The sequence below is a fragment of the Thiomicrorhabdus hydrogeniphila genome, assembly GCF_054656895.1.
In genome coordinates, this window is the sequence record NZ_BAAHXL010000001.1 from 2,309,831 (window position 1) to 2,323,876 (window position 14,046).

General features: G+C 34.7%; 10 protein-coding genes. 6 read left to right on the forward strand and 4 right to left on the reverse strand.

Features of this window, described 5'->3' with window-relative positions; translation table 11 throughout:
* Window positions 1–470: 470 nt before the first annotated feature.
* The 4 genes from rpsI to ACYQ0E_RS10435 all read right to left on the reverse strand — a co-directional run bounded on the left by rpsI (window position 471) and on the right by ACYQ0E_RS10435 (window position 2,916).
* Window positions 471–863, reverse strand: coding sequence for a 30S ribosomal protein S9 (gene rpsI / locus ACYQ0E_RS10420; RefSeq protein ID WP_460188162.1), 393 nt, complete (start codon window positions 861–863; stop codon window positions 471–473).
* A gap of 15 nt (window positions 864–878) precedes the next feature.
* Window positions 879–1,307: a 50S ribosomal protein L13 gene (gene rplM / locus ACYQ0E_RS10425; protein WP_460188163.1), complete on the reverse strand. Its 429-nt coding sequence runs from the start codon at window positions 1,305–1,307 to the stop codon at window positions 879–881.
* 385 nt (window positions 1,308–1,692) lie between these two features.
* The gene (locus ACYQ0E_RS10430; protein WP_460188164.1) at window positions 1,693–2,376 is read right to left on the reverse strand and encodes a TorF family putative porin; all 684 of its coding nucleotides are present in this window, start codon (window positions 2,374–2,376) and stop codon (window positions 1,693–1,695) included.
* Between the two features lie 171 nt (window positions 2,377–2,547).
* Window positions 2,548–2,916: a winged helix-turn-helix domain-containing protein gene (locus tag ACYQ0E_RS10435; RefSeq protein WP_460188165.1), complete on the reverse strand. Its 369-nt coding sequence runs from the start codon at window positions 2,914–2,916 to the stop codon at window positions 2,548–2,550.
* A 469-nt stretch (window positions 2,917–3,385) separates the two neighbouring features.
* Between ACYQ0E_RS10435 and ACYQ0E_RS10440 the strand changes: the two genes are divergently transcribed.
* The 6 genes from ACYQ0E_RS10440 to nrdA all read left to right on the forward strand — a co-directional run bounded on the left by ACYQ0E_RS10440 (window position 3,386) and on the right by nrdA (window position 13,535).
* Complete coding sequence (locus tag ACYQ0E_RS10440; RefSeq protein WP_460188166.1) at window positions 3,386–3,586, forward strand: YgaP family membrane protein; 201 nt, start codon at window positions 3,386–3,388, stop codon at window positions 3,584–3,586.
* A 382-nt stretch (window positions 3,587–3,968) separates the two neighbouring features.
* A complete protein-coding gene (locus tag ACYQ0E_RS10445) occupies window positions 3,969–5,015 on the forward strand; it encodes a GGDEF domain-containing protein (RefSeq protein WP_460188167.1) in 1,047 nt (348 codons plus the stop codon).
* 327 nt (window positions 5,016–5,342) lie between these two features.
* Entirely contained in the window at window positions 5,343–6,368 is a 1,026-nt protein-coding gene (locus ACYQ0E_RS10450) for a cytochrome-c peroxidase (RefSeq protein ID WP_460188168.1), read from the forward strand.
* Between the two features lie 127 nt (window positions 6,369–6,495).
* Window positions 6,496–9,657: an EAL domain-containing protein gene (locus ACYQ0E_RS10455; protein ID WP_460188169.1), complete on the forward strand. Its 3,162-nt coding sequence runs from the start codon at window positions 6,496–6,498 to the stop codon at window positions 9,655–9,657.
* A gap of 13 nt (window positions 9,658–9,670) precedes the next feature.
* Window positions 9,671–10,744 carry a CobW family GTP-binding protein gene (locus ACYQ0E_RS10460; protein ID WP_460188170.1) on the forward strand — a complete coding sequence of 358 codons (1,074 nt, stop codon included), beginning with the start codon at window positions 9,671–9,673 and terminating at the stop codon, window positions 10,742–10,744.
* A gap of 523 nt (window positions 10,745–11,267) precedes the next feature.
* Window positions 11,268–13,535 (forward strand): class 1a ribonucleoside-diphosphate reductase subunit alpha, encoded by a 2,268-nt coding sequence (gene nrdA / locus ACYQ0E_RS10465; protein WP_460188171.1) that lies wholly within the window; start codon window positions 11,268–11,270, stop codon window positions 13,533–13,535.
* Window positions 13,536–14,046 lie beyond the last annotated feature (511 nt).

Here is a 14,046-nt window from a genome sequence, read left to right on the forward strand (position 1 = left end):
ACCGTTTTCTATAAATAATTTGCTCATTAAACCTAAATCAAAATCCAAATCTACTGTCATTATCGGACTTGACCCGATAATCTCTTTTTGCCGTATAAGATTCCCTAGTCAAGCTAGGGAATGACGTTTGGGTTTATACCAGGGAATGATGCTTAGTTTTTTTTGGACCACGAAGGCACGAAGACACGAAGGAAAAGATCTTAAGTATTTAATGCACTTTACGGATCTGGTTTTTAGATTTATATATAGTTTTATAAATGCCACACTACCCTCGCCGTGACAACGTTAATCTTTTATTCTTATTTTTCATTAACTCTTATTTAATCTTCGTGACTTCGTGTCTTCGTGGTTAACTTTGTTTTTTTAAATTTTCGCATCTTCGTAGTTAACTTTTATTAATCCAGACATAAAAAAACCCGCTCTGGCGAACCAGGCGGGTTTTCTTTGAACCAAAATGTAATAGGTAACTATTAACGTTTTGAGAACTGTGGACGACGACGCGCTTTGCGAAGACCGACTTTTTTACGTTCAACTTGACGAGCATCACGAGTTAGTAGACCACGGGCACGTAGTGCTGAGCGGTTACCTTCTTCGTATGCAACAAGTGCACGTGCTAGACCGTGACGTACTGCACCGGCTTGACCCGTTGTACCGCCACCTGCAACAGTAATAAACGCATCAAATTTGTCTACGTTTTCTGTTGCTTCTAGTGATTGATTAATTACCATTAGGTCTGTTTCACGAGCAAAGTACTCGTTAATGTCACGACCGTTTACTGTCATCTTACCTGAACCCGCTTTTAAGAATACGCGAGCTACTGAGCTTTTACGACGACCTGTTCCGTAGTATTGTTCTGTTGCCATTTTAATATTCCTTTATTACACGTCTAGAGTTTTTGGCTGTTGAGCAGTATGCGGGTGATCTGTGCCTGCATATACTTTTAGCTTTTTAAACATTGCGCGTCCTAATGGACCTTTTGGCAACATCCCTTTTACCGCAAATTCAAGCGGACGGCTTGGTGCTTTTTCAATTAACTTTTCAAAGTTAGTTGATTTTAAATGACCAATAAAACCAGTATGGTGATGGTACATTTTATTGCTACGCTTATTACCTGTTACCGCTACTTTTTCTGCGTTAACAACAACAATATAGTCACCGCAGTCTGCGTGTGGAGTATATTCTGGCTTGTGCTTACCACGTAAACGTAAAGCAATTTCTGCAGCTAAACGACCAAGCGTTTTATTTTCTGCATCTACAACATACCAGTCGCGTTTAATTTCAGCTGGTTTTGCAACAAATGTTTTCATAATTTGTTCCTAAATAGTTCATGAAGCCATTTTCTGACTTCTAAATAATCCAAATCCAAGATTTGGTTTAACAAGTTTGCATTTGTTAAAACCAAATCAACTTACTGTTTAACGGGCAATAAGGGGGAAGGATTAACAAGACGCGGAATTATAAAAGATTTAACTAGGTTATTCAATTACTTTGATAGAAATAAACATAAAATAATTAATATTTCGCTATTAATTTGATTTTACCAGATCTGGTATCTTCTTTTTTCTACGCATGATTTGAAAACTTTTCTTTCAAATACTATCCGTTTCAAATCTAACGAACGCAAAAAAGCCAGCTGACTATTAACCAACTGGCCTTTAAGGCTTTAACTAATTTTATTGTAGCTTAATTAGACTACATAATATCAAATGACTTAGTAACACCTAGGATTAGGTAATCTGCATCATCACTACCATCTTCCATGGCTTTAATGTATGACACAGTCCCATCAAAACTTTTTGCAATTTCAAAACCATAATCCAACTGCACATAAGTTATATCTTCTGCACCTTCTGCTTCGTTAAGACCATAAGTTCCTGTAAAACCAGCATACTCACCAGAGATTGCTTTATGTGTATACCACTCATCTGACCCACTTTTAATACCCGTAGTTCCGTTATCGTAAGCAATAGAAACAGGACCATAACCCGCTGAGAAATTCAACTCTTCAAACTTTTCAGCATCACCAGCTGAAAACTTACCAGTATAGTAATAACCAGTAGCACCCACGCCTAAGTCAAAATCTGATACTGTTCCAGCCCAACCACCATAAAGGTCATACTCTAAATTTGAAGAGTCGTCCAATGAAGAACCCCAAGTACCTACATAAAAACCTGAATCATGTTCGTAATCAAGGCCAGCAGAAGCTGTAGCCTTTTCTGTTGTTGTTTGTAAAACCCCACGGAATACATATGTAGAAACTAAACCAGCATTAGCAGATACGCCCGCTTGAGAAGTAGCCGGAGCAATAGCAACTGATGCAGCGCCTGCAAGAGCTAAAGAAAGTGCTAGTGATTTTAGTGTGAATGTTTTTTTCATTTTTCTCTCCAAAAAGAAATGTTTACAAATTAAATTCACCAACCCTTTAACCAATTAAGTGCCAACTTTTATAAAAATCTTTTATTACAACAACTTAAATAAATTATTACAATTTTATGCATAAATCATTACAAAGCATACAAACTATAATAGTGCACAGTTGCACCAAATTTAATCAATAGATTCGCTAAGTTCTTCTAACAGAACCGTGATTCTTTGTTCAATTCTTTTGAATTCTGCAATAACAGCTTTTCCTTTTTCTGTTAATTCACTACCGCCCCCCGCTTTGCCACCTTTTACTTTTACGATTAGAGGCTCTTCATACATACCATTGAGCTCTTCAATGAGTTTCCAGGCTTTTTTATATGACATCCCCATACTTTTGGCTGCTTTACTCATTGAACCCAATTGGTGAATTTTTTCTAATAACTCAATTCTTCCAATTCCAATATAACCTGGTTTTTTACCTGTTATCCAAAATCGAGCGCGTATATTTTTGGAATAAGCCTCTCCTGGTAATTTTTGTAATTGCTCGTCCATTAAATTTCCCCCTAACTTAAATTATTTAACTGTAGCAATCAGACTTAGCTAAAGAACTCTTCTTTAGAGTCTTTTTTTCTTTAGTCTCAACACTAACTAATGCACATATGTAATATCAAAACACATACTATTTGTATGACACACTATATTTTTTAGCCTTTATTAAAATATAACGTTTTACTCTTTTAGATTAAGCCTCTTCAATAAACCAGTAGCGTACTCACTTAACTTACTTATTTATTTATATTGCACTACTTTCTATTGCACTACTTTTTTCAGCTCTTAGCAGTAAAGACTTATAAGATTGTCAAAACAACAAACAATGAGTAATATTAAGACGGCAAATCGTGACTAAATATATAAGTGTACGTAGCAAATATTGACATTTGATCTAATGCCTGGGAATATTGCCGCAGCTTATAATTAAATTTTATTTAGCTATAAATTTTACAAACAAAGGAGTTTCGTTATGAATGTAGGAACACTCGATAGAATTATTCGTATTATTATAGGGCTAGTGTTAATTACCTTAGCTTTCACTGGTACGGTTGGTCTTTGGGGTTATATTGGTATTATTCCATTAGTCACAGGACTTTTAAAGTGGTGCCCTTTATACACTTTACTAGGTGTGCAAACTTGCCCATTACACTCTACAATAAAACGTGATTAACAATAAGCGTTAAAAACGCAAGAATTGTTGGCGTAAGAGTAAGTTGTTTCTGTATTTTTTACAAAAAAAATAGAGCAACTTACTTATTTATGCTGTTTTTATAATCTATAAACGGCATGACTTTAAAACAAACGTTATTAATAACCTACAGTAAAGCACGATTTTTAACCAAAACAACGCCCCATAAAAAGCCCCAATAAACACCTAACTAGTTTGTTCAAGTGACCTTTTAGAAAGTAGACTTTATACAAAATCATGGTAAAGAAATATTTACCTTTCTAGTATAAATCAGACTTTAACTGGTAAAAATACTTGATTTTGGTAGCAAATACATCAAAATAACGATATTCTCTTCTTTAATTACTTATTATTAAGACCGCCCATGTCAAATAAATCTATTCAAAAAATAACTGCACGTTACGGTCTACAAGAAGACGATGCGTTAAATAGCAAGATAGCCTCTGATACGCTAAATAAAATCAAGGGATTAAATTTAAGCCCAAACCCCATACACTTTACCCTTGTTTATGAAACCTTAAGCCAAATTGACAGCGATATTTCTAAAAAAATTGAGAATGAAATCTCGAGTGAGAATTATCATGAGTCTGCTGATCATTTATTTATTGAGTTTATCTCAAAAATTCTTTATCAACATTTACCAACTGACAAAGTACAGGCATTATTAGTTGATCTTTTAGAAGAAATTGAAAACTGGCTTGAAAGCAGTAAATCAAATCAAGCCATTGTGGCACATGAAATTCAAGAATTTACAAAGCTAGAACTTCCTTCAGAAATACAAACTCGCCTTAAAGAACGCGTTTTACCAAAACTTAATTCTATTTTTGATGATACTAGCCGTCTAAAGTCACAAGTATCCGATTCTGCACATGAAATAACGCAACTAAAAAATGAGCTTGAGCAAATACAAAAAGTAGCCAATACTGACGAACTAACAGGAATTGCTAACCGACGTGGTTTTAATGAAATTATTGAACAGCTCGCTCACACCGCAGACACGGATGAGACTGATGATTCTACTTTTGCCTTATTATTAATTGACATTGACTTCTTTAAAAAAATTAATGATGAATACGGACATTTAATTGGCGATAGTGTTTTACGTTATCTAGCAAAACAGCTACTTGCTGAAACAAAAGGTAAAGATTTTATAGCTCGAATTGGCGGTGAAGAGTTTGTTATTTTATTACCTCAAACTCAGCATGACAACGCACTTAGAGTGGCCGAAAACCTAAGAGAAAAGGTTGAAAAAAACCTTTTAAAAGTTAAAAACTATCACAAACCGCTCTCTTTAACCATTTCTATTGGTGTATCAACTTATCACAAAAAAGATAACATTGATAAACTGTTTGATCGTGCAGATAAAGCGCTTTATGCCGCTAAAAATAGTGGCCGAAACAAAGTCTGTTAACCAGCTAACTCAAAAACGATAGATTTATATCAAACTTATATACTTATTTACTTGTTATCTTTTTAAAAGTCCTTTGCACGATTCAAGACACGTTTAAATGGCTAAAATTCACCCGATTATTGTTAAATAACTTGCCAATAGCTGGCCATTATCTGCATTATTGACTGCAACCAGAAAATTTTTATCGCATTTATCACACGCACCTCACTCCTGTAAAAGTCTCTTTAATTTAAAAGCTTTCGTTTGTTTTTTATATACCCATTTAATAATAATGGTTATACTTACCCGCTATTCACTTAACTTTATATAAAGCTGAAATTCATTCCTATGGATAATAGAAAATATAGCTATATCGCACTATTTATATTAACCATTTTGCTTGGTTTCTTTTTTTACTCTCATATATCCATCAAAAAGCCAGATATAAATAAAGATGCTTTAAAAAATTATCTCAACAATCGATCAGAACAAACTCATAAAGTTATTAAGCCTCTTCCTGAACAAAGCCATACAAATAAACAAAAAGTACTTTTAGGTGAGAAACTCTTTAACGATACAAATCTATCTATAGATGGAACCGTTTCTTGCGCTACTTGCCATAATTTAAAATTAGGTGGCTCTGATCACTTAAAAACATCTTTTGGGGCAAACCACCAGAAAACTGAATTTAATACCCCAACAATTTTTAATGTCGCGTATAATTTTGCACTTTTTTGGGATGGTCGCTCTAAAGACTTTACCTCACAAATCACCGATTCTTTATTTTCACCTAATGAGATGGCAAATACAGACTGGAACTCGGTACTTAACTATTTAAATAACTCAAAAGAGTATCGTTTACTATTTAAAAAACAATACACATTGCCAATAACCGCTAATGACTTGGTAGATGCTTTAAGCGAATACAATGCTTCTTTAATTACACCTAATTCTCGTTTTGATCGGTATTTAAAAGGTGAAAACTTTACCCTTAATACCTATGAATTAGAAGGCTATCATTTGTTTAAAACCTACGGCTGTATTTCTTGCCATCAAGGTATAAATATTGGTGGCAATATGTTTCAAAAATCGAGAGTTTTTACTGAAACAGATCAATTTAATAATCCAAAATGGAATGGTCGTTTTACAGAAACACGTAATGAAAATGATAAACATGTTTTTAAGGTGCCTTCATTACGTAACATTGCCTTAACTGCACCTTATTTTCATGATGGTTCCGCTCAAACACTTGAAGAAGCCGTAAACACTATGAGTAAAATTCAATTAGCCACTGTTATGCCAGAAGAAGAAATGCATAAAATTGTCGCTTTTTTACACACTTTAACCGGTGAATATAAAGGCCAACCTCTCTAAATATTATTGCTAATACGGATAAATTTTATTAACAATAATAAAACGATTCTATTTTATAAAAACACAACGTGTTATAACTAAACCATTCTGTAAACACTTTTAATCTTTTCGGGCTTAAGCAAATTACATGAAAAACAATTCACCACAGCCGCTTTTACAAAAACAAAGCGCTGAACAACAAATAAACCAAACAAGCTCTATTGCTTGGTATAAATGGGTGCTTATTTTGTTTTCTGTGGGTTTGATGTTTATTATCTACTCTAAAACGCTTAACCCGCTCATTAACGGTAGCGATAATGTCAGCAAAGACATTTATTTTTTAAATGTTCTGCAAGACGATATTATGCAAACGGTTACTCTAGGTAAAAGCCAAGAAATTAAAGAGTTTGATACGCTTAACCAGCAAACTGCGCAGCTAAAAAGCACATTAAACCAGTTAGCCAATACTTTAGCCGTGCAAAACACCCCTAAACTTAAAGAATCGCTTGCGGTCATTATTACTAAAGCGAATCAACAAGATTCTTATATTGAATCATTTAAAACAACACATGCCGTTAAACAAATTTCAATTAACTTTTTGCCTACGGCTTTTGCTGAATGTTTTGATAACATTAATCAACCCTCTTCTGAAGATGCTAATAGCAAAATAAAGTTGATTCAAAAATCCCTCATTAATGCCTTAAAATTTAAAAAACAATCTAATCAAGAAACCTCTTTTGATTTAAAACAAATCAATCATCAGATTATTACTAGCGGACATGAAAAATCTTGTATTAATTTCTTACATCATAATAGTCTTTTAACAGATGCGTTATCTAAAGAAGAATCTATTTATTTACAGCTCAAAACCTTAGATTTAAGTCAAGATTTACAGACCTTTTATATTGATTTTATGCAACAGCGTGATCGATTAAAATCAAATAACAATATGTATTACTTTATTTTGTTGGCACTTACTTTATGGTTGCTTATATTTGTAATTTTAAGTTTTAAACGGCAATTTACAGAAAACAAAAAACTCTCATTATCAGTGCAAAATATGTCCCAGCAACAGGGTCTATTTACCACTCTTATTAAGTTAAACCGCGCTATCGCTGATATTCATGAGAAACAGCCTTTATTTCAAGCGGTGTGCGATATTACTCATACTGAGGCAAAATTTGATAGTTGTTGGATAGGTTTAATAGATGAAACAGAAACCGTAATTCCCATTAGTTCTGCGGGGGATGATTTAGATATTATTACTTCTTTTAAAGTATCGCTTACTGATGGCCAAAATAACGGTACTATTGCTAAAGCCTATAAAACCCAAGCTCCAGTCATCACAAATGATTTTAAAACATGGTTGCTTAATACTAACTGGGCCAATTTAGCGAGTAGCTGGAAAATTAAAGGAAGTGCCACCCTTCCTATACTGCTTAATGGAAAGGTGATTGGCTTTTTTATTACCTATTCGAAAAAAAGAAATTTTTTTACCAAAGAAATTAACATCCTGCTTGAACAGCTCGCTTATGACTTAGGCTTAGTATTAGGTAAATTACAACTTGAAAAAGAGCAAAAGCAACACCAACAAGATTTGGCTATATCTGCTATTGCATTTGAAAGCTATGAAGCCATTATTATCACGGATGCTAACAACCGCATCATTAGAGCTAATCGCGCCTTCACTAGATTAACAGGATATAGTCAAGAAGAAACAATTGGCCAAACTCCAAACATATTAAAATCAGGACTTCACGATAACGCTTTTTATCAAAAGATATGGTCAAACATCAATAAAAAAGGTAAATGGCAAGGTGAAATTTGGAACCGAAAAAAAGACGGTACACTTTATCCAACATGGCAAAGTATAAGTGCTCTTTTTAATAATGAACATGAAGTTACCCATTACGTTGGACATGCCATTGATTTAACCAAAGATAAAGAATCTCAACAAGAAATTCACTACCTGAACAATCATGACAATTTAACCCAATTACCTAACCGTAATCTTTTAATTGATAGACTTGAACAGCAGCTTAATCAATACCATCCAAATTATAGTTTTTTATTTTTAATTAACATTAATCGTTTTAAGCTGTTTAATGAATCATTAGGTCACTCAGCAGGTGATGATCTACTAATTCAAGTGTCAAAACGTCTAGAAAAAATACATTTTGAAAACATTTTTAATAAAACCGTATCTCGCATTGGTAACGACGAATTTGCCGTGTTATATCTATCAGACATAGATACGTTAGAAGAAGCTTCTGTTGAAGCTGGAAACATTGCAAACCAGCTGCATAACAAGCTATCTCAAAATTTTGTTATACAATCTAAAAACGTCATTATCGATACTTGTATTGGCGTAACCTTATTTACACCTAATAAACAGAATAAAAATTCAAAAACGCCTGAGACTCTTCTGCAAGAAGCCAATACGGCACTTCAAAGAGCCAAAAAAGAGACTTTAGTTGCAGTACAATTTTTTGAAAAAAGCATGCAAAGCCAAGCACAAAAACGTTTAAATCTTGAAACTGACTTACGTTCCGCTTTACATAACAATGAATTTATTTTGCATTTTCAACCACAGTACTCTTTAAAAACAAAATGCATAATCGGTTTAGAATCACTTATTCGCTGGAACCATAAAGAACAAGGCATTATCCCTCCAAATGATTTCATCCCCATTTTAGAAGAGACGGGATTAATTAACCAAGTCGGTACATGGGTTATCGAAACCTCTATTGCTCAAGCTCAAATTTTGCATAAAATTGACCCTAATTTAACGATGTCGGTAAACTTATCTGCCGTTCAGTTTAATGATAAAAATCTAGTTGATAATGTAAAAAACATATTAAAAACAACCAATTATCCTGCCAACAAACTTGAATTTGAAGTAACCGAAAGTTTATTAATGTCCGATATTAAAGATACTATTTATAAACTTAACCAGTTGGCTGAAGAAGGCATTAAAATTGCCATTGATGATTTTGGTACGGGTTACTCTTCCTTAGCCTATTTAAAACAGTTTCCTGTTAACCGGTTAAAAATAGATAAATCTTTTATTAATGATATCTCTGACCCTAATGACGCTGATTCGGCCATAGTAAGAGCCACCATTCAAATGGCACATGCGTTGCACATTAATACCATTGCTGAAGGGGTTGAAGAAACCTGTCAATTAGAATTACTAAAGAGCTTTAATTGCGATGAAGTACAAGGCTATTTGTGTAGCAAACCACTGCCGTCTGATGATTTATTAATATTTATCAACCAGCGCTTAAACCAACTATCTTGTAAAGATTAAATGTATATCTTATATGTTTACTCAGTTCACTAAAAAAACCGCTGTAAACTTAATTACAGGCTCATTGGGTTCAGGCAAAACAACGCTGATAACCCAGTTTTTAAAACAAAAACCAGCTAACGAATCTTGGGCTATTTTAGTCAATGAATTTGGTGCCATTGGTATTGATGGCAGTATTTTGCAGAGCCAAAACAGTTCCAATAGTGATATCGTTCATATTAAGCAAATACCAGGTGGTTGCATTTGTTGCACAGCACAACATGAGCTTAAAGAAGCCATTGAAGAAATCGTTAAACAAATACAACCAGACCGATTGTTTATTGAACCTACCGGCCTAGGTGAACCTGATATTTTAGTTGATTTATTACAAGACAGTTCATTTCACCCATTGTTTGATATACAGACTACTTTTGCCGTTATAGACAGCACTAACCTTACCGTAAGTGAAATAAAACAATACCTGATATTACAAAACTTATTTAGTATGGCTGATGTTGTTGTACTCAACAAACAAGATATAGCGATCCAGCAAAACTTACTAGAACTTCAAGAATACGCTAACGCACTATTTCCAGCTAAAACAGCTATTATCACCACCCAGCAATCTAAAATTAATGCGAACTTACTCTATCAAAGTTCAAATCTGAAACCGATTGCTAAGCCTTTAACACTTAACAACAAAAACCGCTCTCACGCAATGAATGAGGGTCACGATTCTAAACACGCTTTTTTACCACCGTTAAATATAGATTTACCAGGCCTGGTAAAACGTCAATCACAACAACAATTAGCAACACTCTCTATTGGTTGGGTTTTTGATCCTTCTGTTACATTTAGCTGGAAGGCATTACAGACGCTTTTTGAATCTTTTAATAATACAAACTCTAACCAAAATATTAAACGTGCTAAAGGCGTATTTAAAGTCGGTAAACCCTGGATGCTATTCCAATGGGTTAATAATCAATCTTCACGTGAATACATTGCATATCGTCGTGACAGTCGTCTTGAAATCCTTTTACCAGAACAGCACACTTTTGATATACAAAAATTTGAACATGACCTGAAAAACTGCATTCAAACCAACTAAAATAGCCCCATTAAAACTCGGGTAATTTTTAAGTTATTCAAAGCGGTGCAAAACAGGGGCTATTTTGATGCAAACAAGTAGTAAAATTACGCAACCCGCATGGATTCGGCATTCTTAAATTGCAAGGATTATTTTGTAAATTTTCCATAGTTTTTTTTTGGTATAAATAGAAAAAATTTTCCAAGCTTAAATTTAACTCCCCACAGACTTATCCACAGGCTATAAGCCAAGATTTTTAAGGCATTTTAGGGTTTTTTCCACAATATTAGCCTTTAATGATGTGTATAAATCCACCAAATTTAAGACTTGCACGATATCGCAAAATCTACTATATTTTGCGTTACGCCTTTTTAGTTAAAACCATATATAGTGGATTTCTAAATTTGGATACACAACACAATTAGCTCATAATTTAATACCCTACATTTCATTATTAAGCTAAGTTGATGAATTTACTAAAAATTCATTTTTTTGATTACATTATCACTTCATAAGCTTTATACACAGGTTAAAAAATACGCCCATGACGAGTCAAAATATTAAAGTTACTAAACGCAATGGCATCCAAGAATCGATTGATTTGGAGAAAATTCACCGAGTAATCACATGGGCTGCCGAAGGCTTAGAAAATGTATCGGTTTCAGAGGTAGAATTACGCTCTCACATTCAATTTTATGATGGAATTACTACCTCAGACATTCATGAAACCATTGTAAAATCAGCGGCCGATTTAATCTCAGAAAGTGCACCTGATTATCAACATCTTTCAGCACGTTTGGCTATTTTTCACTTACGTAAAAAAGCCTTTGATCGCTTTACCCCACCAACGCTGTTTGAACATATCAATAAAATGGTACGTAGTGGCCATTATGACAGCCAGTTATTAGAAGATTTTACTAAAGCAGAAGTTGATGAACTCGATACCTATATTGACCATGCACGTGACTTAACCTTTAGTTATGCCGCAGTAAAACAGTTAGAAGGTAAATACCTGGTTCAAAACCGAGTAACGGGTAAAATTTATGAAAGCCCGCAGTTTATTTATATTCTTATTCCTATGTGTTTATTTGCACACTACCCTGTAGAAACACGTTTGCAATACATTAAAGACTTTTATGATGCTTGCTCACAATTTAAACTGTCTTTACCTACACCAATTATGTCTGGTGTACGTACGCCAACACGTCAATTTAGTTCTTGTGTATTAATAGAGTGTGGTGATTCTTTAGACTCTATTAACGCGACTTCTTCCTCTATTGTTAAATACGTTTCGCAACGTGCTGGTATTGGTGTGAATGTAGGTCGTATTCGTGCCTTAGGTAGTGAAATTCGTGGTGGTGAAGCCTACCACACGGGTATGATTCCATTTATCAAACACTTTCAAACTGCCGTTAAATCTTGTTCACAAGGTGGTGTACGTGGCGGTGCTGCCACATTGTTTTACCCAATTTGGCATTTAGAAGTAGAATCATTACTGGTGCTTAAAAACAACCGTGGTGTTGAAGAAAACCGTGCTCGCCATTTAGATTATGGTGTACAAATTAACCGCACCATGTATCAACGTATGATTCAAGGTGAAGATATTACCCTATTCAGTCCTTCTGATGCACCTGGCTTGTATGATGCCTTCTTTGAAGATCAAGATGAATTTGAACGCTTATATAAAATTTATGAAGCCGACGAATCGATTCGTAAGAAAAAAGTTAAAGCCATTGATCTATTTACCCAATTGGCTCAAGAACGCGCACAAACTGGGCGTATCTACATTCAAAACGTCGATCACTGTAATACACACAGCCCATTTGATCCAAGTAAAGCACCGGTACATCAATCAAACCTGTGTTTAGAAATTGCACTGCCAACTGCACCCCTAAATTCAGTAGAAGATCCTAATGGTGAAATTGCACTGTGTACTCTTTCAGCCTTTAACCTAGGGGCTTTAGAAAACTTAGAAGAGTTAGAAACACTTTCCGATTTAGTTGTTCGTGCCTTAGACAGCCTATTAGACTATCAAGACTACCCTGTAGAAGCGGCTCGTCGTGCCAGCATGGGACGCCGTACTTTAGGAGTCGGTGTTACCAATATGGCCTATTATTTAGCTAAAAACAAAACAAAATACTCAGATGGTTCTGCCAATAACTTAATGCACCGTACTTTTGAAGCAATTCAGTACAACCTATTAAGAGCATCCAATAAATTGGCGCAAGAACAAGGTGCTTGTGACTACTTTGCAGACACCACTTATTCTCAAGGTATCTTACCTATTGATACCTACAAAAAAGATTTAGATGAAGTTTGTAGTGAACCGCTTCATCTAGACTGGGAAACCTTGCGCCAAGAAATTAAAGAACACGGCTTAAGAAACTCAACCTTAACCGCATTAATGCCATGTGAAACCTCATCACAAATCACCAACTCAACAAATGGTATAGAACCACCTCGTGGTTATGTATCTGTTAAGGCTTCAAAAGACGGCATATTAAAACAAGTTGTACCCGGTTTTAAAGAACATCGTGATGACTATGAACTACTATGGCAAATCCCAGATAACAAAGGCTATATTCAATTGGTTGGGATTATGCAAAAGTTTGTTGACCAAGCGATTTCATCAAACACAAACTATGACCCTGCTCGTTTTAACGAAGACAAGGTTCCCATTAAGCTTGTACTACAAGATCTACTGTATGCTTATAAAATGGGGCTTAAAACATTGTATTACCACAATACACGTGATGGTGCGGATGATTCGCAAGAGGATGATGGCTGCGCAGGCGGTGCTTGCAAACTTTAAACAGGCCTTTTTGCCCAAACTCTGCGTTGCTTAACAGCTCGTTTACACATGTAAACTTCGTTGTTAACCGCCTTGATTTTGGGCAAAAATTTTCTGTTTAAAGACTTTGTCCTTAACAGCCTTGACCTTGAGCTAAACACCTCATTTTAACTTTAATAAAGTTCTTAATTAAAAGCGATTGAATTTTATAATTCAGTCGCTTTTTTATTGTCTTTTAAAATTACCACACCCCGCAAGGGTGGGTATAAATGACAGGTATTTCCTGTGGCCGATAATATATTGTAAACATAGGGTAAATTGGTAAAACCACATTACAAAGTAACACGTTTGCAAGAGTAAACTTCGTCCTTAACTGCCTTGACCTTGAGCTAAACACCTCACTTAAACCCTATAATTTAGCCAATAAAAAAGCGATTAGACCTTTTCAGTTTAATCGCTTTTTTTGTATTTAAGTTTTTTACCAGGCCTGGTGTTTTATAGATTACTTCGCTTGCAATGACGGCGTTAGTTT

What these genes read in the sequence shown, in the direction of transcription:
- rplM (WP_460188163.1), bottom strand. Translation starts at nt 1,307, where the DNA reads ATGAAAACATTTGTTGCAAAACCAGCTGAAATTAAACGCGACTGGTAT.
- ACYQ0E_RS10450 (WP_460188168.1), top strand. Translation starts at nt 5,343, where the DNA reads ATGGATAATAGAAAATATAGCTATATCGCACTATTTATATTAACCATT.
- ACYQ0E_RS10435 (WP_460188165.1), bottom strand. Translation starts at nt 2,916, where the DNA reads ATGGACGAGCAATTACAAAAATTACCAGGAGAGGCTTATTCCAAAAAT.
- rpsI (WP_460188162.1), bottom strand. Translation starts at nt 863, where the DNA reads ATGGCAACAGAACAATACTACGGAACAGGTCGTCGTAAAAGCTCAGTA.
- ACYQ0E_RS10445 (WP_460188167.1), top strand. Translation starts at nt 3,969, where the DNA reads ATGTCAAATAAATCTATTCAAAAAATAACTGCACGTTACGGTCTACAA.
- ACYQ0E_RS10460 (WP_460188170.1), top strand. Translation starts at nt 9,671, where the DNA reads ATGTTTACTCAGTTCACTAAAAAAACCGCTGTAAACTTAATTACAGGC.
- ACYQ0E_RS10440 (WP_460188166.1), top strand. Translation starts at nt 3,386, where the DNA reads ATGAATGTAGGAACACTCGATAGAATTATTCGTATTATTATAGGGCTA.
- ACYQ0E_RS10455 (WP_460188169.1), top strand. Translation starts at nt 6,496, where the DNA reads ATGAAAAACAATTCACCACAGCCGCTTTTACAAAAACAAAGCGCTGAA.
- nrdA (WP_460188171.1), top strand. Translation starts at nt 11,268, where the DNA reads ATGACGAGTCAAAATATTAAAGTTACTAAACGCAATGGCATCCAAGAA.
- ACYQ0E_RS10430 (WP_460188164.1), bottom strand. Translation starts at nt 2,376, where the DNA reads ATGAAAAAAACATTCACACTAAAATCACTAGCACTTTCTTTAGCTCTT.